This is a genomic window from Sphingomonas sp. GW821-FHT09B04 (assembly GCF_059418285.1).
In genome coordinates, this window is the sequence record NZ_JBWKPO010000007.1 from 110,834 (window position 1) to 135,141 (window position 24,308).

General features: G+C 62.8%; 16 protein-coding genes. 11 read left to right on the forward strand and 5 right to left on the reverse strand.

The genetic code is table 11. The features are described from left to right. Window positions 1-17 precede the first annotated feature (17 nt). The 3 genes from AC07NK_RS19845 to AC07NK_RS19855 form a co-directional block, all read right to left on the reverse strand. Complete coding sequence (locus AC07NK_RS19845; protein ID WP_495172359.1) at window positions 18-1,136, reverse strand: alcohol dehydrogenase catalytic domain-containing protein; 1,119 nt, start codon at window positions 1,134-1,136, stop codon at window positions 18-20. After that, window positions 1,133-1,948, reverse strand: a complete 816-nt coding sequence (locus tag AC07NK_RS19850; RefSeq protein WP_495172360.1) for a phytanoyl-CoA dioxygenase family protein — start codon at window positions 1,946-1,948, stop codon at window positions 1,133-1,135. The genes AC07NK_RS19845 and AC07NK_RS19850 overlap by 4 nt, the downstream gene beginning before the upstream one ends. 146 nt (window positions 1,949-2,094) lie before the next feature. Next, on the reverse strand, window positions 2,095-4,908 hold the full coding sequence (locus AC07NK_RS19855) for a TonB-dependent receptor (RefSeq protein WP_495172361.1): 2,814 nt from the start codon (window positions 4,906-4,908) through the stop codon (window positions 2,095-2,097). Between the two features lie 301 nt (window positions 4,909-5,209). On the opposite strand from AC07NK_RS19855, the gene AC07NK_RS19860 reads away from it, so the two are divergent. Beyond that, entirely contained in the window at window positions 5,210-6,859 is a 1,650-nt protein-coding gene (locus AC07NK_RS19860; protein WP_495172362.1) for an alpha-glucosidase, read from the forward strand. Between the two features lie 2 nt (window positions 6,860-6,861). Here the strand turns inward: AC07NK_RS19860 and AC07NK_RS19865 are convergent, their stop codons facing one another. Continuing rightward, window positions 6,862-7,875 carry a LacI family DNA-binding transcriptional regulator gene (locus AC07NK_RS19865; protein ID WP_495172363.1) on the reverse strand — a complete coding sequence of 338 codons (1,014 nt, stop codon included), beginning with the start codon at window positions 7,873-7,875 and terminating at the stop codon, window positions 6,862-6,864. 68 nt (window positions 7,876-7,943) lie between these two features. Between AC07NK_RS19865 and AC07NK_RS19870 the strand changes: the two genes are divergently transcribed. The 7 genes from AC07NK_RS19870 (at window position 7,944) to AC07NK_RS19900 (ending at window position 15,799) form a co-directional block, all read left to right on the forward strand. Further along, a complete protein-coding gene (locus tag AC07NK_RS19870) occupies window positions 7,944-8,966 on the forward strand; it encodes an alpha/beta hydrolase (protein WP_495172364.1) in 1,023 nt (340 codons plus the stop codon). A 2-nt stretch (window positions 8,967-8,968) separates the two neighbouring features. Continuing rightward, a complete protein-coding gene (locus AC07NK_RS19875; protein WP_495172365.1) occupies window positions 8,969-10,441 on the forward strand; it encodes an MFS transporter in 1,473 nt (490 codons plus the stop codon). Between the two features lie 10 nt (window positions 10,442-10,451). Further along, window positions 10,452-10,874: an NAD(+)--rifampin ADP-ribosyltransferase gene (gene arr, locus AC07NK_RS19880; protein WP_495172382.1), complete on the forward strand. Its 423-nt coding sequence runs from the start codon at window positions 10,452-10,454 to the stop codon at window positions 10,872-10,874. Between the two features lie 78 nt (window positions 10,875-10,952). After that, window positions 10,953-11,744, forward strand: coding sequence for a formate dehydrogenase accessory sulfurtransferase FdhD (gene fdhD, locus AC07NK_RS19885; protein WP_495172366.1), 792 nt, complete (start codon window positions 10,953-10,955; stop codon window positions 11,742-11,744). Next, window positions 11,741-12,271 (forward strand): molybdenum cofactor guanylyltransferase, encoded by a 531-nt coding sequence (gene mobA, locus AC07NK_RS19890; RefSeq protein WP_495172367.1) that lies wholly within the window; start codon window positions 11,741-11,743, stop codon window positions 12,269-12,271. The genes fdhD and mobA overlap by 4 nt, the downstream gene beginning before the upstream one ends. Next, the gene (locus AC07NK_RS19895) at window positions 12,264-13,439 is read left to right on the forward strand and encodes a molybdopterin molybdotransferase MoeA (RefSeq protein ID WP_495172368.1); all 1,176 of its coding nucleotides are present in this window, start codon (window positions 12,264-12,266) and stop codon (window positions 13,437-13,439) included. Before mobA ends, AC07NK_RS19895 begins: the two co-directional genes overlap by 8 nt. A gap of 92 nt (window positions 13,440-13,531) precedes the next feature. Further along, the gene (locus tag AC07NK_RS19900) at window positions 13,532-15,799 is read left to right on the forward strand and encodes an FdhF/YdeP family oxidoreductase (RefSeq protein ID WP_495172369.1); all 2,268 of its coding nucleotides are present in this window, start codon (window positions 13,532-13,534) and stop codon (window positions 15,797-15,799) included. Between the two features lie 154 nt (window positions 15,800-15,953). On the opposite strand, the gene AC07NK_RS19905 is transcribed toward AC07NK_RS19900, so the two are convergent. Further along, window positions 15,954-18,038 carry a S9 family peptidase gene (locus AC07NK_RS19905; RefSeq protein ID WP_495172370.1) on the reverse strand — a complete coding sequence of 695 codons (2,085 nt, stop codon included), beginning with the start codon at window positions 18,036-18,038 and terminating at the stop codon, window positions 15,954-15,956. Window positions 18,039-18,924: 886 nt separating this feature from the next. Between AC07NK_RS19905 and AC07NK_RS19910 the strand changes: the two genes are divergently transcribed. From AC07NK_RS19910 to AC07NK_RS19920, 3 genes are all read left to right on the forward strand, one after another. Continuing rightward, the gene (locus tag AC07NK_RS19910; protein WP_495172371.1) at window positions 18,925-22,374 is read left to right on the forward strand and encodes a TonB-dependent receptor; all 3,450 of its coding nucleotides are present in this window, start codon (window positions 18,925-18,927) and stop codon (window positions 22,372-22,374) included. 260 nt (window positions 22,375-22,634) lie between these two features. Beyond that, the gene (locus AC07NK_RS19915) at window positions 22,635-23,156 is read left to right on the forward strand and encodes an RNA polymerase sigma factor (RefSeq protein WP_495172372.1); all 522 of its coding nucleotides are present in this window, start codon (window positions 22,635-22,637) and stop codon (window positions 23,154-23,156) included. After that, complete coding sequence (locus AC07NK_RS19920) at window positions 23,153-24,208, forward strand: FecR family protein (protein WP_495172373.1); 1,056 nt, start codon at window positions 23,153-23,155, stop codon at window positions 24,206-24,208. The genes AC07NK_RS19915 and AC07NK_RS19920 overlap by 4 nt, the downstream gene beginning before the upstream one ends. Window positions 24,209-24,308 lie beyond the last annotated feature (100 nt).

Genomic DNA, 24,308 nt, shown 5'->3' on the forward strand with positions numbered 1-24,308 from the left:
GGTGGTTCGGAACATGGTCAATCGATCTGCACCACGCCCTTGGCGCTGGTTCCGGCGAGCATGTCGTCGAACGCGCGGCCAAGGTCGGCGAGGGGGTAATGGTGCGTGATGAGCGAAGCCACCTCCAGCGAGCCTTGCGCGATCCAGTCGAACAGCCGGGGGAAATCGCGCGACGGCACGCAGCCGCCATAGAGCGGCGCCAGATACCGCTTGTTCCAGAAGAAGTCCGGCATCGGCACGGTCACCTCGCCGTGCGCGCCGCTCACCTGAAGCGCGTTGCCGCCATTGCGCACGAGCAGCACGGGCAAAAACGCGAGCCCGGCGACCCCGGTGGCTTCGAAGGCGTGATCGACCCCGCGCCCGTCGCTGAGCGCCTTGATCTGCGCAATCAACGCGGCGTGCCCCGCATCGTCGGGAGAGGTCAGGACCGTATGCGTGGCGCCGAGCGCGCGTGCCCGCTCGAGGCTCGCCGGCCGACGATCGATTGCGATGATCGTCGTTGCGCCAGCCAGCCGGGCGCCCTGAATGACGTTCAGACCGACGCCGCCCAGACCGACGACCGCGACGCTGTCGCCGTGCCGCACGGCAGCGACATTTACCGCCGATCCGACCCCGGTCATCACCGCACATCCAAGGATACATGCCTCGCTGACCGGCAACGAGGGGGGCAATGGCGTGACCGCTTCAACCCGGACCAGCGCGTACCGCGCGAAGGTGCCGAGATGGAACGCACGTTCGACGCTCCGCCCCTTCCAGCGGGTGTGACCGGCGTGTGCGCGGCTGGTACCGAGCCGCGCAGGCTCTATTTCATGCGTTCGCTCGCACAGCGCCTCATCACCGCGCGAACATTGGAAGCAGGTGCCGCACGGGATGGCCCAATTGAGCAGAACGGGTTGCCCGATCGAAAGATGCGCAACGCCCGCGCCGATCGCTTCGATTTCGCCGGCGCCTTCATGTCCGATCACCAAAGGTCCCGGCCAGCGGAGCGAGGCGTGATCGGTATGGCATACCCCTGCCGCGCGCAGCCGGACGCGAACCTCGCCGGGACCCGGCGGCGCCACGCTGATCTCGTCGATCACGAAGCTGCCCTGGCCATCGGCGATCGCTGCCGGTCCGGTTACCGGCCCGATGGTCACGCCGCCCGCTTCTCGAACAGCACCGGGTTCTTCGGTGTGTCGATGACTTCACCGATCGTCGCGCCGGGGCACCAGCGCGCCCAGTCAGCCTCCTGCATCGCGTTCTCGGGCGCCTTCAGGCGAATGTCGCGATCCATATAGATCATGGTCATCACCGAACGCGGCTGATCGGAACGGTTCGGACCTGCACGGTGGAACGTCCAGCCGAGGTGAAAGCTCACCTCGCCCAGATCGAACGGTCCGTCGATCACCGGAAAGCCATGCTGCTGCATGTCGGCGGTAATCATCCGCTCGCTTTCATCCGAGATACCCAGATCGCGCCCGAATTCGACCGACTGGCTGCCTTCGAAGAAGGCGAGCGGCCCCATATCCTGCGGGACCGCCTGAAGCGGGATCCACGCCGTCACCGTGCGATCGCTGTCGAGCGGCCAGTAATATTGGTCGGCATGGGCGGGGGTGATGCCGCCGCCGGGTTCCTTGTAGAGCGACTGGTCATGGTAGAGGCGGACCCCTTCGACCTCGAGCAGCGCAGCTGCGATCCCGGCGACGCGGCGGCCAAAGGCGAACTCGCGCACCGTCTCATTCTCTTCCCACAGGTTCATCACCTGCAGGAATGCCTTGTCATAGGTCGTCCGCTCGTCGAGCGGCAGCGTCTGCGTGTTGAGCGCGATCGTCAGTCGCGTGATTTCTTCGCCATAGTGGCGCAGCGTTTCGGCGGAGAGCACGTCCTTCAGGCGGATGAAACCATCGCGGTTGAACTGCGCGACCTGCGCTGCCGTGACGGGGTAGGGGGTATTCAGATCTTCGGTCATGAGGCGCACCTGTTGGTCGCTGCGAATGATGGAGAATAGCATGGGGGCGGCGCCGCGCTGCGCGTATCGCTGTCACGAACCCGGTCAAAAACTGTCGGATTCATGCTGCCAGAGCGACCGGTGTGCATCAGCGTGGCAGGATCATCTCAGAACTTCAGCGTCGCGCCGGCGTAGACGACCCGGCCGAACCGCTGGAGCGTCCCCGTCTGCGCTTCCCGCCCGAAGTAGGACCGGGTCGGCGCGTCGGTCAGATTGTTGCCCTGAACATACAAGGTCAGCCCGTTGAGCGGGCTTCCCGGCTGGAACGCGTAGGACATTTGCGCATCGACGATGGTTTCCGGCGCGTTGCCGGTGATCTGTTCGTTCAACCCGAACTGCGGCGCGACGAAGCCCGACCGATAACGCACGCCAACGCGCGTCGCGAACCCGCCCTTGTCGTAGAAGATCGTCGGATTGACGACATGCCGCGACAGACCGGGCAGCGGGATCGAGACTGCCTGGCCTGAAAGGGCGCTCCTGACGTTCAGGCTGCTTTCCGTATAGGCATAGTTCACGATCACGCCCAAGCCGTCGAACGGCGCCGGAAGCGATCGGAAGCTGCGGCTGAACTGAACCTCGACGCCGCGCATATTGCCGCCCTTGCCGTTGATCGGCGCGAACAGCGGACCGGTATCGAGCACGGTCGATCCCGGCGGCGCGTTCGACGGCAAAGGCGGGAAGATCAGGCCGGCGGCGCGATAGTCGAACTCGTCGACGGTGCCGCCAAGGATGAAGCTCTCGAGGTCCTTGTAGAACACGCCCACGGAGAAGATGCCGCTCGTGCCGAAATAATGTTCGTACCCGAAGTCGAACTGCTTCGCGAGGAACGGCTTGAGCCGTGGGTTTCCGCCGCTTCCGCTCGGCTTGTACACGCCGTTGCCGATCGGGTTGACGTTGACGGAGATGGAATTGCGAAGTTCGAAGAAGCGCGGGCGCGACATCTGTCTCGAGAAGCTGAGGCGAAGCCTGTCGCTCTCGCTGAGGTCGAGGATGAAGTTCGCCGAAGGCAGGAACTCGGTAAATTCGCCGCCGATCGTGGATTCATAGCGGGCGCCGGTCGGGCTCGTCGGGTTGGTCAGCGACGATGTCGATTTCTGATTGGTGTGGACGACCCGCAGGCCGATATTGCCCTTGAAATTGAGTCCGCCGGCAACCGTATTGAAGTTGACCTGCCCGAAGCCCGCCCAAACCTCTTCACGGATCTGGAAGCTCTGGTCGTAGGTGAAGCTGAGGAACGGGTAATCTTGGCGCGCCTCGCGGTTGGGTCCGACATATTTGTCGAGGATCGCGTCGATATCCACGGCCAGGAAATTGGGGAATCCGGCGGCGGCATAGTCACCCTTGAAGCCGCCGACCTTGTACATGTCGGGTGTAAGCGCCACCGGGCTCGCAATGCCGAAGGAGTTGAACGTCGTGACCGTGCGTTGCGCCGTGCGCGTCGAGTAGCGGGCGCCGATCTGAATGGATTCAAGGAATGAGCCGTTGATCTTGTAGGTCAGGTCGCCTGCATAGGCGGTGAGTTCGTCATTGTCCTCCTGCGGAACGATATAGAATCCCTGGAAGCGGTTCGTGTTCGGGTTGGTGAAGTCGTGGTTGAACTTCACCGTGGGAAGATTGAGCCCGTTGAGCCGATAATCGAGCTGAAGCGCGCCCGGAACCGCATTCGCCCGGGTGAATGCCGCGCCGGTCTGAACATAACTGTTCACGTTGATGCCCGAGTTCACGAAATAGCTGTTCGCGCTGGAATAGCTGGCATCGAGATTGAGCGTCAGGCGGTCGCCGAAGTCCTGCTGGAAGTTGCCGGCGATCGTATACAGCTTGTCGCGGTCGCTTTCGTCCTGGTTGATCGATTCGAAATCGATGCCGTTGCCGCTGGTGAAGTGCCCGCCGATGATTGCGTCGCCGTCGCTGATCGGGTTGGTCAGCGTGCCCCTGGCCGTATTGCCGTTCTGCTCGCCGCCGAACCGCACGCCCCGGCGGCGGACATCCGACTTGAAGCGCGAGTAATAGCCGTCGATCTGGAACCGGGTGGTCGGTGACGGTTCGAACTGGATGACTGCCAGCGCGCCGTCGCGGGTCTCGGTGCCGCCGAACTGGGTGGCTTCGAAGCCGTAGCCGATGGTATCGCGAATACCGTTGTTGTTGAGATCGAGCGCATTGCCCCCGCCGTTGGTGCCGGTGCGGGTATAGTCGAAGCCGACGAAACGCGTCGCGACATTGGGCTGGACCAGCCGCGCATAGCCGAGCGCGATGCCCAGCGTGTCGTTCAGCAGCTTGGCCTGGATTCCCGCCGACACGCGATAGCCGAACTTGTCGGCATCGGGATTCTGGTTCGCGCGGTCGTTATAGCTGCCGCGCAGGTTCAGCGAGGCCGAGAAGCTCTTCTTGTTGTCGAGCGGGCGCGCGGTTCTCAGCTCGACCTTGCCCGCGACACCGCCTTCGATCTGCGAAGCCATCGGCGACTTGAAGACCGCGGCCTGGGACAGCAGCTCGGAAGGATATTGGTCGAATTCGATTGTACGCAGGCCGCTGGTCGACACCTGCTCGCGGCCGTTCAGGGTCGCGGAGACGAGGTCCTGGCTGAGGCCGCGGATGTTGATCGCGCTCGCCTGGCCGCCGGTGCGTTGCGCGGCGACGCCGGGCAAGCGCGCAATAGCCTCGGCGATCGAGACGTCGGGCAGGCCGGCAATATCCTCGGCGGAAACGACGTCGACAATGATCGGGGCGTCACGTTTGGCGAGGATCGAGTTCTGCACGCTGGCCCTGAAGCCGGTGACAAGCACCTCCGATGCTTCGCTCGACTCGGTTTGTGCCACTTCCGCGGTCTGCGCCGCCGCTCCTGTCGAGAGGGAGAGCATCAAAGCTGCACTGGCGGAGCTCAGCATGAACCCGCTGCGACGCTGACGTGCAAATTCCTTCATCTCGATCCTCCCCTGGGCACTGGGAGAGTGTTCCCCGCGCGCCGCACGGCAATCGTGTCGTTGCCGCATGTCGTGAAAATGCAAGAAAATGACGTGAATGCAAGTCGAATTGCGTTTTTTGCCGATGGCTTGGAATCTGCCCCTGTCAGTTTGTAGATAAATATCATTATAAAACAATATATTATGTGGACTATTGTTGGGAGGCTGTGCCTCTGCACAGCTGGCTCGATGAATGTAAATACTTGCAAGATTGCGATTTGCGGATACGACTCGCCGGCGTTCGGAGAGGTTAGGAGCGAGAATGAATATCCTGGGTCGACTTCCCACGGGCGCGGATGCGTGCGCCGGCGCAGAATGGTGGCGCGGTGCGGTGATCTACCAAATCTATCCGCGCAGCTTCGCCGATTCGAACGGCGACGGGGTCGGCGATCTGGCGGGTATCATCGCGAATCTCGACCACGTCGCCAGCCTCGGCGTCGACGGGATCTGGCTGTCGCCGTTCTTCCAGTCGCCGATGAAGGATTTCGGATACGACGTGTCCGATTACCGTGCCGTTGACCCGATCTTCGGCTCTCTCGATGATTTCGATGCACTCGTCGCCCGCGCTCACGCGCTCGGGCTGAAGGTGGTGATCGACCAGGTCTATTCGCATACGTCGGACGAGCACGCCTGGTTCACCGACAGCCGTTCCGCACGCGATGCTGAAAAGAGCGACTGGTATATATGGGCCGAGGCTCGCCCGGACGGCACGCCGCCCAACAACTGGCAGTCGGTGTTCGGTGGCCCCGCCTGGACATGGGACGCGCGACGTTGCCAATATTATCTGCACAATTTCCTGCCGGGCCAGCCACAGCTGAACGGTCACAATCCGGCGGTGCAGGCGGCGTTGCTGGATGTCGCGCGCTTCTGGCTGGATCGCGGTGTCGATGGGTTCCGCCTCGATGCGATCAACTTCGCGATGCACGATCCGGCGCTGACCGACAATCCGGTCGCGCCGGTCACCGGCCAGCCGCATACCCGGCCGTTCGATTTCCAGCAGCACATCCACAACCAGTCGCATCCGGATATCCTGAGCTTCCTTGGGCGCCTGCGCGCACTGCTTGATTCCTATGGAATGCGGTTCACGGTCGCCGAAATCGGCGCGGGTGATGCCGAACGCGAGATGAAGGCGTTCACCGCCGGCGACGCGCTGCTCAATTCCGCCTACGGCTTTACGTTCCTGAATGCGCTCACGCTCGACCCTGCGTTGCTGCGCGAGGCGCTTGGTGCATGGCAGGGCGGCGAGGGAGAGGGCTGGCCGAGTTGGGCCTTCTCCAATCATGATGCGCCGCGGCATATCAGTCGCTGGTATCAGGGCGCGGAGCGCGACGCGTTCGCGCGCATGACGCTGCTGCTGCTGATGTGTCTGCGCGGCAATGTCTTTCTGTATCAGGGCGAAGAGCTGGGGCTTCCCCAGGCGCATGTGCCGTTCGATCGGCTGCAGGATCCCGATGCGATTGCCAACTGGCCGCAGACGCTGGGCCGCGATGGCGCGCGCACCCCGATGCCGTGGGTGGGCGGTGCGCCCCATGCGGGCTTCTCGACGGCCGAACCCTGGCTTCCGGTCGATCCGGTGCACGATGTGCTCGCCGTCGATGTGCAGCACGCCGACGCGGAATCGACGCTGGCATTTGCGCGTCATGCGGTGGCGCTGCGCGCTGCCTGTCCGGCTCTGCGCAGCGGGGAGCTCAGCTTTGTCGATTCACCTGAGCCGGTCGTCGCGTTCGAGCGCGCGGCCGGGGGCGAGCGGTTGCTATGCGTCTTCAACCTCGGCGCAGGCGAAACGGCGTGGCAGCCGGCCGAGCCGAACTGGCGGATCGTGGCGATGAGTGATGCGGGCATGTCGTCAGGCGGCGCGCCGCCCGCGATCCTGCCGACGATGACCGGCTATGTCGCCGTCATGCCGGCGTGAGCTCAGCCGCCACAGGTCTCGCGAACGATCAGGTCGGTCGGCACACGCTCCGACCTGATCGGCTCGTCGCCGCCCGAACTGAGCAGCTTGGAGACCAGCAGCCGTCCCGCCTTCGCGGTGTCCTGGGAAATCGTCGTCAGCGCCGGGTTGCTGAATCGCGCCATCTTCACGTCGTCGTAGCCGACGACCGAGACGTCCTCGGGCACGCGGCGGCCGGCATGGAGCAAGGCGCGGATGGCCCCGAGTGCGATCATGTCCGAGGCCGCCACCAGCCCGTCGAACCGGACGCCTCGCGCGATCATCGCGTCGACGGCGGCTTCGGCTGATTCGATCTCGAAATGCGCAGGAACGACCAGATCGGGATCGAAGGGGAGGCCAGCCTCCTCGAGCGCTTCGATATAGCCCTGGTGGCGTTGCACGACTTCGGGGGCTTCGAGATCGCCGAGAAAGGAAATCCGCTTTCTGCCGAGCCGCGCGAGATGGGCGGTCGCCCGGCGGCCGCCGCGAACATTGTCGCTGCCGATCGAGCAATAGCGCTGATCCGGGAATTGCGCGCCCCACACGACGAAGCGGGTTTCCTGCTCCGCCAGGCGGTTGAAGTCGGCGAACAGCGAACTCTGTCCGAGGAAGATCACGCCGTCCGCGCGATTGGTGGTCATCAGGGCCGAGAGGTCCTCATGATTCGACGGCGCGACATGGCTAACCAGGAAGTCGCAGCCGCGCTCGAGTGCGGCATTGCCGACGCCGGCGATCAGTTCGAGAATGAAGGGATCGGAGAGCCGCTCGATGCGCCCCTGGGGGCGCGGGATCACGATCGCGATCGTCGCTTCGGCGCCGATCGGTCCGGCGGGCATGTGCCGCCGGAAAGGGTAGTTATGTTCGCGCGCCAGCTTCCAGATATGCCGCTTGGTATGCGTGTTGACCACCGCGCTGTCGTTGAGCGCCCGGCTCGCAGTCGCAAGCGATACGCCGGCGATCCGCGCGAGATCTTCCAGCCGCGTGACACGCCGGCTCATCGCGCAGGGGCCATTGCAAAAATTTTCATATGCGGTCGTTTAGCCGGTTTTCGAGCGGAGTCACTGATATGCTGAAGGCAATTCTCGCTTTCATCTTGCTGCTCGCGTCCGTCGCGGTCCCGGCCGCGGCACAAGTTGGCAAGCACGGACGCCTCGAGCAGTTCCGCGACTTTCCTTCGCGCTATGTCGACCCGCGCAACATCAGCGTCTGGCTTCCGGCAGACTATGACCCGAACGGGAAGCCCTATGCGGTGATCTACATGCAGGACGGACAAAACCTGTTCGATCCGGGGAAATCCTATGGCGGAACGCCGTGGGGCGTCGATGAAGTGCTGACGCAACTGATCGGGGCGGGGCGTGTCCGCCGCACGATCGTCGTCGGCATCTGGAACACGCCCAAGCGTCTGCGGGAATATATGCCTGCCAGCGTCTTCGAGCGCCTGCCCGCTGATTACCGCACGCGCGTTGCCGCGCTCTATTCGGGGCCGCCCGTCTCCGACGCCTATCTCAACTTCATGGTGCGCGAATTGAAGCCGTTCATCGACCGGCGCTACCGGACCTCACACAAGCCGCGCGACACGCTGGCGATGGGATCGAGCATGGGCGGGCTGATCTCGCTCTATGCGATGACCCAATATCCGCAGGTGTTCGGCGGCGCAGCCTGTCTGTCGTCGCATTGGCCGCTTTTCCTGCCAAGCGGCGATGCGCCGATGCCGAGCGCCGACATCGACGCGATCGCGGGCGCTTTCGAAGGGTATCTTCGCGCGCGGCTGCCGCGGCGCGGAACGCATCGCCTGTGGTTCGATCATGGCGACCGTACGCTCGACCGGTTCTACGCCCCGTTCCAGCAGCGGGTTGACCGGGTCGTCGAGGGACGGGGTTGGGTGCGCGGGCGCGATTTTGAGAGCCGGTTCTTTCCGGGTGCGGCGCACGACGAACGGTCGTGGCACGATCGGCTCGATCAGCCGCTGCTCTTCATGCTTGCCCGATCGAGTGACGATCGCGCCGGCTCGACGCGCGCGCGCAGGCAGCCGAAAGCAAACCGGGGCAGTTTCGCACCGGACGCGAAGGACATGGGGCGGGGCGAATGAACATGAAGAAGCCAACGCTGAGTTTCTGGCAACTCTGGAACATCTCCTTCGGCTTTTTCGGTATTCAAGTCGGGTTCGCCCTTCAGGGAGCCAATGTCAGCCGGATCTTCCAGACGCTCGGCGCTTCGATCGACGATCTTCCGATCCTGTGGATCGCAGGGCCGGTCACCGGGCTGCTCGTCCAGCCGATCATCGGCTATTTCAGCGACCGGACATGGGGGCGTCTGGGGCGCCGCCGTCCCTATTTCCTGATCGGCGCGATATCGTGCACCCTCGCGCTGATCGCGATGCCCAACGCGCCCATATTGTGGATGGCCGCGGGGCTGTTGTGGATATTGGATGCCTCGATCAACGTCTCGATGGAGCCGTTTCGTGCATTCGTCGGCGACATGCTCGATGAGCGGCAACGGACGCGCGGCTACGCCTTCCAGACCGTCTTCATCGGTGCCGGCGCGGTCGTAGCGTCGTTTGCGCCTGCGATCCTCACCAACGTCTTCGGCCTGTCGAACACGGCCGGGCCAGGCGAAATTCCCGCGACCGTGCGCTACGCGTTCTACGGTGGCGCCGCCGTGCTGCTCTTCACGGTGATGTGGACGGTGGTCACGAGCCGCGAATATTCTCCCGCCGAGCTTCAGGCATTCGGAGAGCAGACCATCCCGGATGCGCCCCATGCCGAAGATGCGCCGACCATGCGCCAGGGTGCCGGCTGGATCGCAGCAGGGGCGGCGATCATCGCGCTGGTAGCGAGCGCGGGGCTGGACAAGCCACTCTATATCCTCGGTTTCGGTCTTGCCGCCTTCGGGCTTGCGCAGGTCTTCAACCGGATGCGCCTGCGTGCCAGTGTCGACCGGCCGCTCAACCATATCCTCAGCGACCTGAAGACGATGCCGCGAACGATGCGGCGGCTTGCGCTGATTCAGTTCCTGTCGTGGTTCGCGCTGTTCATCATGTGGATCTACGCGACGCCGATCGTGACCCAATATCAGTTCGGCGCGACCGATGTGACGTCGCGCGCGTACAACGACGGTGCGGATTGGGTGGGCGTGCTGTTCGGTGTCTATAATGGCGTCGCCGCGCTCTATGCCTTCGTCATCCCTGCCATCGCGCAGAGAATCGGCGCGCCGCGTCTTCATGCCGTCAATCTGGTTGCAGGCGGTCTGGCGCTTGCCTCGTTCGCGGTGATTACGGAGCCGAACTGGCTGCTGGTATCGATGGTCGGCGTCGGCATGGCCTGGGCCTCCATCCTGACCATCCCCTATTCGGTGCTCTGCGGCAGCCTGCCCCAGAGCAAGCTCGGCGTTTACATGGGGCTGTTCAATATCTTCATCGTCCTGCCCCAACTCGTCGTTTCGACGTTGATGGGTTCGCTCGCCCGTCATCTCTATCCGCAGGCGCAAGTCACCTCGTTCGTGATCGCAGGGATCTTTCTGCTCGCTGCCGCGCTCGCGTCCCTGCGATTGCAGGAGAAAAGATAGGATGGTGACGATGGACAAAATGCTGGACAACGGACCGTTCTTTCACGGCACCATCGCGGATTTGCGGGTGGGTGATTACCTCACAGCAGGATACCGGTCGAACTATCGCCCCGAAGTGGTGATGAACCATGTCTACTTCACTGCGATTGTCGACGGGGCCGGGCTTGCCGCTGAAATCGCGTCGGAGCTTACCAAAGGCGAGGGCGTCCCGCGTGTGTATGTCGTAGAGCCGACCGGGAAATTCGAGAACGACCCGAACGTGACCGACAAGAAATTTCCCGGCAACCCCACTCGATCCTATCGCAGCAGTGCGCCGCTAAAGGTCGTCGGCGAAATCACGCATTGGGCCAGATTGACGCCTGAAGCCCTGCAGCTGTGGAGAGAACGGCTCACCCTGTTGCTCTCGGACGAACGCGGCGAAATCATAAACTGATGCGGAGTGCCACCCATCTGGACTCATCTGGCTTTGGGCGTGTTATGCAATTGAGGGTCGGCATCCGGCCGGCATTTCATGGCCGAGGACTGCATTCTGACTATCTCAGTCGATCATTCGTTTACACGGCTGACGAGCGGCGGCGACGCGTCAGGCGTCGAACGGGCATTGGCAGCCGAGGTGCCGGTAGCACTCGAGTTCAACGGGATCGGTTACGCGGTGCTGATGGCAACGCCCGCCGACCTGATCGACCTGGTCTATGGTTTCGCGCTGGGCGAGCGCCTGATCGATGAAGGCTCCGACATCCTGGATTCGGATGTACAGGCGATACCGGCGGGATGGATCGTCCGCGTGACGCTGGCGCCGCGCGTCGCGGATCGCATCTACAACCGCGTGCGGCATCGAACCTCCGATAGTGCCTGTGGCCTGTGCGGCGTCGAGAATCTGGAGCAGGCCCTGCGGCCACTGCCGCGCGTGCCCCCCTGGACCGGCGAACCGGCAGTGATCTTCGCCGCGGCAGCTTCATTGGCCAGTCGACAGCCGCTTGGCCGTGCCACGCGCGCGGTCCACGGCGCGGCCCGGTGTGCGCCCGACGGTACGATCCTGGAGGTTCGAGAGGACGTTGGCCGTCACAACGCCTTCGACAAGCTGATCGGTGCGATGTTGCGGGCCGGAGAGCGCTGGCAGGGCGGCTTTGCGCTGCTGACGTCGCGTTGCTCGTATGAACTGGTGGAAAAGGCCGCGCTGTCCGGTTGCCCGATGCTGGCGACGATTTCTGCGCCGACCGACCTTGCCGTGCAGCGCGCCCGGGAAGCCGGGGTAATGCTTCACGTGGTCGTGCGCGCCGATGCGCTGCTATCGGCGCAATGACCGGCAAACTACTTGGCGCGGTGATAGCCGGAGGTCGGTCGAGCCGGTTCGGTTCCGACAAGGCGATCGCGCCGATCGACGGGCGGGCGATGATCGAACATGTTATGGCGGCGCTGCGGCCATGGGTCGATGAACTGGCGATCTGCGGACGGAAATATGGCGAAAATCGATTCTTGCCGGACTGTCCGAAGGAAGGCCTGGGGCCGCTCGCCGGGTTCAATGCGGCGCTGCGCTACGCCGCAGCCAACGGATTTGGGGCGGTTATCACAATGCCTTGCGACACACCGCGGGTAGACCCGGAAGTCTTTGCCGCGCTTCGCCGCCAGACCGGGCCTGCCTGCCTGTCCGGCTGTCCCGTTATCGGCGTCTGGCCCGTCACCCTCGCAGCAGGCTTGAACAGCTTCGTCGTGACTGACCCGCGCCGCTCGGTGCGCGGTTGGGCACGTCTGGTCGGCGCTGTCGAACTGCCGATCCCCGCGCCGGTCAACATCAATTATGTAACCGACCGCGCATTGCTGGATGACTGATCTGGTTAAGCCAAGTGCGACCGAGGCCATCAGCAGGATTAGCGCCGTCATGCCGCTGCTGGGCAGCGAAACCGTGCCGATCGAGAAAGCAGGCGGGCGTATCCTGTTCGAGGATGTGCGGGCAGCGCACAACGTTCCACCGTTCCGCGCATCCGCGATGGATGGCTTCGCCTGCCGACAATCAGACATCGCCAGTGGGCGCGCCCTCGAGGTTGCAGGGGGCGGCGGGGCCGGGTCATGGCCGCTGCCGCTGCGGGCGGGAGAAGCACGCGCGATCAGCACGGGCGCGCCGGTGCCCGAGGGTGCCGATCGGATCGTCGCACGTGAACGGGCGAGCATCGCCGCGGGTCGTCTGACGCTGCGCGATACATTGGGCGGAGACAATATTCGGCTGGCCGGTGAGGATATGATGATCGGCTCGGTCGTGGCGCGGGCCGGCACCTGGCTCGGCCCCGATGTTGTTGCCGCGTTGGCGGCAAGCGGTAGCAATGCCGCTACCGTCAGACGCTGGCCCGCCGTGGCGGTACTGACGACGGGAACTGAGCTCACCGCAGGCGGGGACGCCGGCGTGCCGGACAGCAACGGGCCAATGATCGCCGCCCAGCTCTCCAACCTCGGATTGCCGGATTGCCGGCTCGCCACCGTCAAGGACCAGGACGACGCTCTGGACCATGCGCTCGGCGCTTTGGGCGACGCCGACCTGATCATTTCGACAGGGGGCGTGTCGGCTGGCGACTTCGACCTTGTGCGCGGCGCGCTCGAACGCGTTGGCGCACGGATCGTATTTCACGGCATAGCGATGCGGCCGGGTAAACCGCTTCTGTTCGCGATCCTGCCGGACGGGCGCCCGTTCTTCGGGCTGCCCGGAAACCCGGTCGCGGCGCTGGTGGGATTTCGCTTCTTTGTCTTTGCTGCCATGCGAGTCATGCTGGGCATGTCCGAAGAAGCAGGCATGGCGATGGCCCCGGTTGCGCCTGCCCGGCCCGGCACGACGCTCTATTTGCGGGCGCGCCGCCGATTTGACGACGCCGGCAGGCTTGCCGTCGATACCGAGATCGACCAGCGCTCTCATATCCTGTCGTCCGTTGTCGCGGCCGATTGCTGGATCCGGATTACCGACGAAATGACCACATTGTTCGAGAAAGACCCCAGTTTCAGAATCCGTTGAACATTCGGGCGTGTGACCATATCCCCGCCGGCGCCGGAGTTGTCGAACGTCTCCGTCGATGCGACAATCGCCTGATCGCCACGAGGTAGCACATGTCGTCCAAGGCACCTGAGTATCGCGCCTATACGCATCCCGCCGGCGGCTGGGGCGCGGCGGGGGCGACCGCGAAGGTTCTGATGGAGCAGAGCGTCGTGACCAAAGGGTCGCGGGCGCTGCTATCGATGAACCAGCCCGGCGGCTTCAAATGCCCCAGCTGTGCATTCCCCGATGCCGATTGTCGCAAGACGCTGGAATTCTGTGAGAACGGCGCCAAAGCGCTGGCGCATGAGGCGACCAAGTTTCGCGTGAGCCGCGACTTTTTCGCGCAGCACACCGTCACATGGCTGGGCGAACAGTCGGATTACTGGCTGGAGATGCAGGGCCGGTTGACCGAGCCGATGCGCTACGATGCGGGAAGCGACAGATATGTGCCGGTCAGTTGGGACGACGCCTTCGCGCTGATCGGGCGCCACCTGCGCGCGCTCGACAGCCCGCACCAGGCCGAATTCTACACGTCGGGCCGGACACCGAACGAGGCGGCGTTCCTCTATTCGATCTTTGTGCGCGAGTTTGGGACGAACAATTTCCCCGACTGTTCGAACATGTGCCACGAGGCGACCAGCCGTGGGCTGCCGCCGTCGATCGGTGTCGGCAAGGGCACGGTGGTGATGGCCGATTTCGAGCATACCGAAGCCTTGTTCATCATCGGCCAGAACACCGGCACCAATTCGCCGCGGATGATGACCAACCTGGTCGAAGCGCGGAAGCGAGGCGTGCCGATCGTCGTCGTCAATCCGATGCCGGAACGCGCGCTCATCAAGTTTACCGAGCCGCAGGACGTGGTGCAGATGGCGACGTTCGGATCGACACCGATTGCGAGCGAGTTCGTCCACATCAGGATCGGCGGCGACATCGCGCTGTTCAAGGGCATGATGAAGGTGATCTTCGAACGCGAAGCCGCGGGCGAAGCGATTATCGACCGCGCGTTCGTCGATGCGCATACCGCCGGCATCGAGGCGGTGCGTGAGGACATCCTCCAGACGGAATGGAGTGAGCTCGAGCGGGTGTCGGGCATATCCGAGGCACAGATCCGACGCTGCGCCGAGATCTACATCCGATCGAACGCGACGATGATCTGCTTTGGCATGGGACTGACCCAGCATCAGCAGGGGTCGAAGCTGCTTCAGCAACTGTGCAACCTCCTGCTTCTGAAAGGCAATTTCGGCAAACCTGGAGCCGGCATCGCGCCGATCCGCGGCCATTCGAACGTCCAGGGTGACCGCACGGTCGGGATCGATGAAAAGCCGAAGGCGGACTATCTCGATCGCGTCCGCGAGGTGTTCGGTTTCGATCCGCCGCGCGAGCATGGGCATCACACCGTCGAATCGGTTGCGGCGATGATGGACGGCTCCGCGAAGGTGTTCATCGGCATGGGCGGCAATTTCGTGCGCGCGGTGCCCGACACCGAGCGTTCCTATGAGGCGATGCGCAAGCTCAGCCTGACCGTCGGCATCGCGACCAAGCTCAACCGCGGCCATATCGTCCATGGTAAGGACGCGCTGATTCTGCCCGTCGTCGCCCGCTCGGAACGGGTGGAGACCGCGCTCGGCGAGCAGTTCGTGACGATCGAGGATGCGATGTCCAACGTCACCGCATCGCGCGGCGTGCTGACGCCGGCCAGCCCGGATTGCCGCCCCGAAGTTGAAATCGTCTGCCGTATGGCGATGGCGACGCTGCCCGACAGCAAGGTCGACTGGGCACGCTATATCGACGACTATGATGCGATCCGCGACAAGATCGCTGCAGTCTATCCCGATATCTACGAGGGCTTCTCGGAGCGCATCAGGGATCCGCGCGGCTTCCACCTCGATATCGCGCCGCGGCGGCTGGTCTGGAAGACGCCGAACGGCAAGGCCAATTTCATCGTTTTCGAGGGGCTGGACATCAATGCGCCGGTGGCGGACCCGGCGATGCTGCGGCTGGCGACGGTGCGTTCCCACGACCAGTTCAATACGACGATCTACAGTTATTCCGATCGCTATCGCGGGGTCTATAACGACCGCATGGTCGTCTTCATGAATGCCGAGGATCGGGTCGCTCGCGGGATCGCAGCGGGCGCAAAGGTCACGCTGGAGACGATCAGCGACGATGGCGTGGAGCGCCGCGTGGAAGGTTTGACCGTGCTCGACTATGCGATGTCGCGCGGCGCGGTGGCGGGCTATTATCCCGAGCTCAATTCGCTGCTGCCGCTCGACTATTACGACCGAATTAGCGGGACGCCGGCGGCCAAATCGATCCCGGTCAGGATGACCGCCGTATGATACGTCCTCGCAACTGAGACATAGGGCGCGCCCGTTCGAACAGAGTTCGAACTATCTTTTAGACTCAAGGGGGCCAATTGCTTTGAAACTGGCGCGCCCGACAGGAATATAACATCTGGATCGCCAGGTACCAGCTCAAACCAGTCCCTGTCGCCTAGTTCGCCGGCGTTGCCGGGGCGGAGGCACCCCGATAGCGATCGAACCAGGCAAGGATTGCGCTGGCCTTGGCCGCCGACTGTGACGGACGACTGGTGAAGCCGCCGTGACTCGCACCGGGCACCTTGACCAATGCTGTTGGCACGCCGGCGATCTGGAGCGCGGCATAATATTGCTCACTCTCGCTCACCGGTGTGCGATAGTCCTCGCTGCCGACCACCACCAAAGTGGGGGTCTTGACGTTGCCGACGAGGCTCAGTGGCGATCGGTTCCAATAGCTCATGGGATCTTCCCATGGCAGCTTCGTGAACCAATAGCGCGACGTGAACAGCGTGTTGTCCATGGTCAGCGCCTCGCTGATCCAGTTGATCACCGGCTTCTGCGTCGCCGCGGCCTTGAAACGGTTCGTCTTGCCGACAATCCATGCTGTCAGCACGCCGCCACCCGACCCGCCCGTGACGAACAGGTTGCCCGGATCGGCGACGCCCTCCGCAATCGTCGCGTCGACTGCGGCCATCAGGTCGTCATAGTCCTGGCTGGGATAATTCTTGTCGATCAGGTTGGCGAATTCGGCACCATAGGAGGTCGAGCCGCGCGGGTTGGTCCACAGCACGGCATAACCGCCAGCGGCGTATAGCTGCACGTCGGTAGCGAAAGTCGGGCCATAGGCCGAGTGCGGGCCGCCATGGATTTCGAGGATCAGCGGTATGCGCGTGCCCGGCTGCCAGCCTGGTGGCGTGGCGAGCCACGCGTCGACCGGCCGGCCATCGGGTGCGGTAACGGCGACCTTGCGGACAGGCGCGAGCGCCTTGGACGCCGTGAGCACCTGATTGAGCTCGGTCAAGCGGCGCGGCTTGCCGCCGCTCGTCACCCACACGTCCGCAGGCGCGGAGGCGTCGCCCCCGGTGTAAGCAATCGTGCCGGTGCGTGAGACCGAGAAGTCGCCGCCGGTATACGGCCGGTCGAGCCCGCCGCCGGCGAGATTATCAGCCACCAACGTGGAGCGCCCGTCCATGCCGATGCGGACCAGCTTGCGCCGTCCCTTGTCATCATAGGTCGCATAGAGCGTGCGACCGTCCGCCGCCCATTGCGCGTCCTCGATCGACCGGTCGAGGGAGGCGGTGAGCGACCGCGGATTGCTGGCACTGGCATCGCCGACATACAGCTCGGCATTGGTATAAGCGCGGCGCTTGTCGTCGAAGCCAATCCACGCGATGCGATCCCCGTCGCTGGAGAAGCGCGGCGCACCATCGGGGCCGTCGCGGCTTGTCAACGTGCGCATTGTGCCCGACGCCACGTCAACGGCGATCACGTCGGAGTTCATCACCTGCCGCTCGGCATCGGGGCCGCGGATCGCGGAGAACAGGATCGTGCGGCCGTCCGCGCTCCACGAGAGCGGGCCGCCATCATCAAACTTGCCAAAGGTCAGTTGTTGCGCTGCGCCACCGTTCGCCGCGACGACGAACAGATGGTCGTAGCCTGGTTTGCGATAGCCAGGGCCGTCGTTGCGATATGTGACGCGCTCGATCACTTCCAGCGGCTCGGCCCATTTTGCGCCTTCGGGCTTGGCGGGCGCCTTGCCGAGCTTGCTCGGTTCACCAGCAACCGTCGCGATATACGCGAGGCGGGTGCCGTCGGGCGACCAGGCGAGGCTGTTGGGATCGCCGGGCAGGCTCGTCACCCGCGCGCTGACGCCGCTGTCAAGCCAGCGGACGAACAGCTGCGAGCGCTCGCCATCGCCCGCGACATAGGCGATGCGCGCGCCATCGGGCGACCAGCGCGGGCTCGAGCCGCTGGTGGCGAACGGCGATTGCCTGCCACTCGCTACGTCGATCAACCACAGCGAGGACTGCATCCGATCGGTCATGATGTCGCCGCTGCGACGCACATAGACGATCGTGCGGCCGTCAGGGCTGATCTGCGGGTCGGCGGCGATCGACAGCCCGAACAAATCGGCGCCGGCGAACGTGCGCGTCGGGCCATCGGCAGAGGTGGCGCTGGTCTGCTGCTGGGCGACGGCAGGTGCATCGAAGGCGGGCAGGGCGATGACGGTGCAGGCGAGGAGGAAAGCGATACGGCGCATGGGAGACTCCAGCGTGATGCGGCTATGAAGCGCGATCGGGCGTTAAGCGCAAGCTACGAGTGATGACGAAGTAGCCGCGCGGCAGCGGCGCGGGTTGCAGCCGTTCACTGTGGCGGGCGTTGTAGCGGCCGCTGCTGGGCCGATAGCTGACTCCAGCCATCGGCTGAACGAACGGCAGGTTTTGGGATCGTCTGCCGGACGGCGACTATGAGCGCGCAAAGTGGACTATGGCGGGTGATTGACCGGCAGTCGCGAAGGCCATCATCGTTTTACCTAGCCAAGGACCGTGCGAGCAAGGCTCTCTCCACGATCCTGAGTGCTTGCCTGCGGTGCTTGGACTGGCCTCTTCCTCGACGTCAGCTTTGCGCCCCAAAGTCGGTCATTGGAGGCCGCATTTCGAGCGCCCGAAAGCGGACGTCAGATTGCTGAGCCCGGAGAGCCGACAATGGCCGACAATCCGGATCCACGCCATGTTCGCGTTTCGTTGGAAGTGTGGCAGGCTCACCTCTCTACACATAGCACCATAGTTTCTCGAACCATCCCTTTTGGGAGCGCGTCTGGGGCTGCATTGGATTGGGCAAGGCTCGGCGGAGGGCGTGGGCCGCGATATTGTTCCTGTAATTTAAATGACTTGATCGACATATGTGAAAAAGTCGGTGATTCGGTGTCCCCTTGGAGGGGCGGGCGCGTCTTACGTCTGGGAAGGCCCCGAAAGTGGGCCGAGGGAGGGGCGGTCTATTTTGCTTCCAAGAGGGAGGCGGGGCCGGGCTTTTCTTGACAATCGTCTTCCCGCGCCCTGCGCCGGGGCACTTTCCAAAACTGGCTACGGCTGGGGCAAGGGAGGGCTGCGCGGCTCGATGGCGTTCCAAAGGGGGGGGAGGCGTCAATGCTGCTTTCGAAATTTGCACTACGTGGTTCTATTGCTACGGCCGCGCTCGTGGTCGCCGCACTCAGTGTGCCGGGGCACGCGCAGGCGACGGAGAGCCGCGTGACGCTGCAAATCCCGGCGCAGGATTTGCCGGGCGCGCTGCGGGCGCTGGCGCGGGCGACCGGGCAGCAGATCAGCTTCGACAGCAGTAAGATCAGTGCGAAGAAGGCACCGGCGCTGTACGGAAGTTATACGGTTCGTGAGGCGGTGGGCAAGCTGCTGGCGGGGCAGGGGCTGGAAGCGATCTGGGGCCAGAGCGGCGTGCTTGTGATCCGCGTCGCTGAGCAAAAGACGAGCTCGGGGACCAACGCTCCCGCTGTTCAGGACGTGCAGGACGATCCCGGAGATCTCAACGAGGAAATCGTCGTCACGGCGCAGCGTCGCGAAGAAAAGATGATCGACGTGCCGATCGCGATGACCGCGTTGTCGAACGCAGCACTGGATGATCGCAAGATTGAGGGCGGGGCCGAGTTGCTGCGCGCGGTTCCCAATGTGTCGTTCACGAAAACCAATTTCTCGATGTATAATTTCTCGATCCGCGGGATTGGGACGCAGTCGATTTCGGCGACGAGCGATCCGGCGGTGGCGGTCAGCTTCAACTCTACGCCGCTGGTCCGTAACCGCCTGTTCGAATCGGAATTTTTCGACATGAACCGGGTCGAGGTGCTGCGCGGGCCGCAAGGCACACTCTATGGCCGCAATGCGACCGCGGGCGTGGTCAATATGATCCCGGCGCTGCCTGGCGCGGAGCTTGGCGCTGACGCCAAGGTTGAGGTTGGCAATTTCAAATCGCGGCGCGCGAGCGGGATGATCAACCTGCCCCTTACTGACACGCTGGGAATCCGCGTTGCGGGGATGATGACCAAGCGCGACGGTTATGATTATAACAACTTCCTCGACACACGGATCAACGGGCGCGATCTTTGGTCGACGCGGGTCAGCATGGCGTGGGAGCCGAGCGATCGCTTCAAGGTCAGCGCGGTCTGGCAACATTTCAAGGAAGACGACAACCGCTCGCGCTCGGCCAAACAGCTTTGTACCCCTGATCCAGGCGCTCGGCAGATCGGGAGGATCGCGATCACCGAACCCCTGCTTCAGGGACGGATCAGCCAAGGGTGTTTGCCGGGATCGCTGTATGACGATGCGGCCTATGGCACGCCGAATAGCGCTGCGCTTGTCTATCTCTATTTTCCAGCAACATCGATTGCTCTTGGCAGCAGAACAAGGGGCGGGTCGTCGATATCTCCGGTCATCAGAGATCCGCTGGGTGGCGTCACCCAGACCCGAAACCTGCGCGAGATTGAATCGAATTATGACCCGATTTTCCGCGCCAGCAACGATGTATTTCAGTTCAACCTGGAGTTTTCGCCTTTCGAAAACCTAAGTTTCATCTCTCAAACCGCCTATTCACGTGACAAATTCTGGTCTTCACAGGACTATAACCGGTTCGTTACCAAGCCACTATTCAACGATTCATCAATGCCCCCTCTGTGGCAGCCCAACAACACGCTAATGGACCAGGTAGCTTACCCGGGGCCCACGCCGGGTGGGCAATATTGTGATCCGCAACTTGGCTGCTCCGACCGGCTGAAATCGGCAGATCTCAGTCGCTCTAGCAACCGTCAATGGTCACAGGAGTTCCGCCTTCAATCCGAATTCAACGGACCGGTAAATTTCCTTGTTGGAGCTAACTACCTCGATTTCAAATCGAAGGATGATTACTTCGTTTTCAACAACATGTTCTCACTCATCGCGCAGTGGGCCTACAGCAAAGCGCCGCCGCTTGGCCCGGGAAGCGCCCCCGGAAATGCACTACGGCCATGCAACTTGGGGGATGAAACTCGTGAGTGCCCCTATGTCGATCCCAACCCAATCGACAGCCTGAATGAGCAGGGGCACAATTATTTCCTGAGCCAGAATGGCGTGCGCATCAAATCCTATGCAGCTTTTGGTGAACTTTATTGGAAGCTGCAGGATGATCTGAAACTCACCCTCGGCGCGCGTTACACCAGAGATCGGAAGCGTGCGGACCAGATTCCGACCCAATTGCTATTGGGGGGAGGACGCAATTCGTCATCGGTCATATTTTACGGCGGACCCGACACAGATATGGGAAAGCTGCTGGTCGGTGATATCACCGGTGGACGTTACAATAGCGGCTATCCGGCGCAGCCCGATATTTATTTGTCATGGGGCGAGTTGACCGGGCGCGCAGTGTTGGACTGGAAACCGACCCTTAGCTTCACCGATGAAAGCATGTTCTATGCCTCCGCATCGCGCGGCTACAAGGGAGGCGGGATGAACCCACCCCGGATCGATTTCAATCCGAATGTGGTTCAGTTCCAACATCTGCCGCAAACCTTCCGCCCCGAATATGTCACTGCTTTCGAAGTGGGGATGAAGCATAGTTTTAACGGCGGGCGCTTTACCCTTAACGCCACCGGATTCTTCTATGACTATAAGGATTTTCAGGTTTCGCAGGTGGTGGACCGCATTGCGTATAATGAGAATTTCGATGCGACCAGCATGGGGCTGGAATTTGAAGCGGCTTGGCGCCCGTCACGATCCTTCCGGATCGATGGAAATCTGGGGCTGCTGAAGACCCGACTGGGTAAGGGCGCGCAATCGATCGACGTGATGAACCGTACCCAAGGCGATCCCGATTGGGTGGTGCTGCGTCCCTGGCTTCAGGTGCCTTCCAACTGTATCGCCCCGCGCGCATTGGTTGAACAGATTTTGAAGGTCGATGCTGGCCGGGGAACGGCGCAGGAATTTAGTGTTCTTCAGCTCAGCAGCCTGTGCCCCGGCGCCGATCGCCTTGGTAGTTGGAACCCGGATCGCGCAGTGCGTGTGACCAGCCTGAATTATTGGAACCCGAACCGCGGTTTTGGATCCTTCCCTTATGGGGTCACCTACAATCCATTGGCTCCCTACAATCCGGACACGGTCGGCGCGCTCGTTCCCTATGATCCAGCGAACCCGAACGCATGGCGCGGCAAGTCTAGCGGCGCGCCAAATGGCGGGCGCGGCTTCTACGCCGATCTTGAGGGCAATGAGCTTCCCAATTCGCCCCGGCTGACGTTCAACGTCGGTGCGCAATATACCGCGTTCCTGAACGGCGGCGAATGGGAGGCGACATTCCGGGGCGATTATTACGCGCAGTCCGGCAGCTTTGGTCGCGTCTACAATACCGAGTTCGACAAGCTTCAGGCCTGGGACAATGTGAATATCGCGGTGACGCTGGAGCGACCGAAATCGGACCTGCGCTTTCAATTCTATGTCAAAAACCTGTTCAAAAAAATGCCAATCACCGGCTTCTTCGTGAACAGCGATGACAATGGCCTGACCACCAATGTGTTCACGCCCGATCCACGCATCATCGCGTTCAGTGTAGCCAAGAAGTTCTAACCGTTTCCGCGCCCTCCGGTGTGGTCGGGCCGGTGTCTGCTCTCTCCCGAGCGAACATCGGTCCGACTTTTTTGTGGGATGGGTTGGTGCTGTAGCACCACAAGAGAGCGGCGAAGGCGGCGGTCCAGGTTGCCCCCTCGCGAAACTCCGCAGCAAATGCAAAAAAGCTTGTCCCCTCGCCCGCATTGCTGCGTCTATAGAATCATGGGGGCCGCTTTTTTCCATCTAGCGCTTGACCTTGGTCAGTTGGCGGACACGCCATGATCTCGGCGGAGAACCGGAGCGACGGGCTGCGCAGTAGCGAGCTGAGCCGGCACTGGCGCCCGGTGCTGCTTGCGTATTTTTTGCGGCGCGTGCGCGATCACGCGGAAGCGGAAGATCTGACGCAGGAATTATTGGTGCGGTTGCTAGGGATCAATGCCGGGGAGCTCGAACACCCGGAAGCCTATATCTTCCGCATGGCATCCAACCTCCTGGCCGACCGAGGACGACGCCATCGCGCGCAAACGCACTATCAGGAAATCGTGGGCCGGGTCGAGGACGCGGAAGTCGACCCGATCGACGCATTCCGCATCGTTGTGGGCCGAACCGAACTTGAACGCCTGGAGGCCGCCATTGCGGGGCTTCCCAAGCTGACACGAGCATTGTTCCTCGTGTTTCGATTGGAAAATATGTCGCAGGATCAAATCGCTGCCATTTACGGAATTTCGACGCGCTCGGTAAAACGACATGTGGCGCGCGCTTTGGCCCATCTCATGAAAGAAATGGAGACGAAGCTGTGAGCCGGGGACGCGACCAGCTGCCAGGGGGGCTGACGGCGGAGGATATGCCGGGCGAAGTGGCGGCGCTGTGGTGTATCCGGCTATCCGAAGGCGACATGGAGGCGGCCGAATGGGAGGAATTCGACGCTTGGCTCGCGCAGCCCGGCAACGCTGATCTGCTCCAGAAGGCGGCGAGCATCTGGGAAGCGACCGGTGAGGTGGGCAATTGGCCCAATATGCTCGCGATGCGGGCGCAGGCGCTGGAAGATGTTGCGAGAGCAACCCGGCAGCGGTGGTGGCGCACGGTCGCGCCGCGGTGGATCGGCCGAATTCCTGCGCGTGCCGCCTGGGCGATGGCCGCGAGCGTGATGCTGGTTGTGACGCTCGGCCTGACGTTGATGGCAATGCAGCCCAGAACCTATGCGACCCAAGTGGGCGAGCGGCAGCTTGCTGTATTAGAGGATAGCTCGCGGGTGTCGCTCGATGCCGCGACCAAGGTGCAGGCGCGGATGAAAGAGACAGGGCGCCAGATCGAGCTTCTGGAAGGCCGCGCCAAATTCGACGTAGCGAAGGACTCGCTACGCCCCTTCACGGTGGCGGTCGGTGACAAGCTGGTGGTGGCGGTGGGTACCAGCTTCAGCGTCGAACTGATCGACGGCCAGGTTCGCGTGATCCTCTATGAAGGGCAGGTGGAAGTGCGCGACCGGAGCGACATCGTTAGTGCGGGGCAGACCACATCGCGCCGCTATCTGTTGAGTGCGGGGAGCGAACTGATCGACACGGTTGGCACTGCCGCCCCGGCGAAGATCAGCCAGCCCGATCTCACCCAAACGCTGATCTGGGAACAGGGACTTCTTAGTTTCGACCGCGAACCGTTGGCGAGCGCGGTTGAGCGCATGAACCGATATTCGCCGCGGCCGATCCGCGTGGCTGACCCCAAGCTTGGGTCCATTACGATCGACGGCATATATAAGGCTGGGGATGTGGGCGCCTTTGTAGAAGGCGTGTCGGCCCTCTATCCGGTGCGACGCAAGGAGGGCGCGGGCGGGGCCGTGCTGCTGGAGGCGAAATAGAAGTAGGCGCGCTGCTTGTTCGCTTGGGAAGGGCGCCTTCCCGATATCTCCGGGAAGTCGGTTCGCCATATGAACGACTCGCAGATATCAACGAGCAACT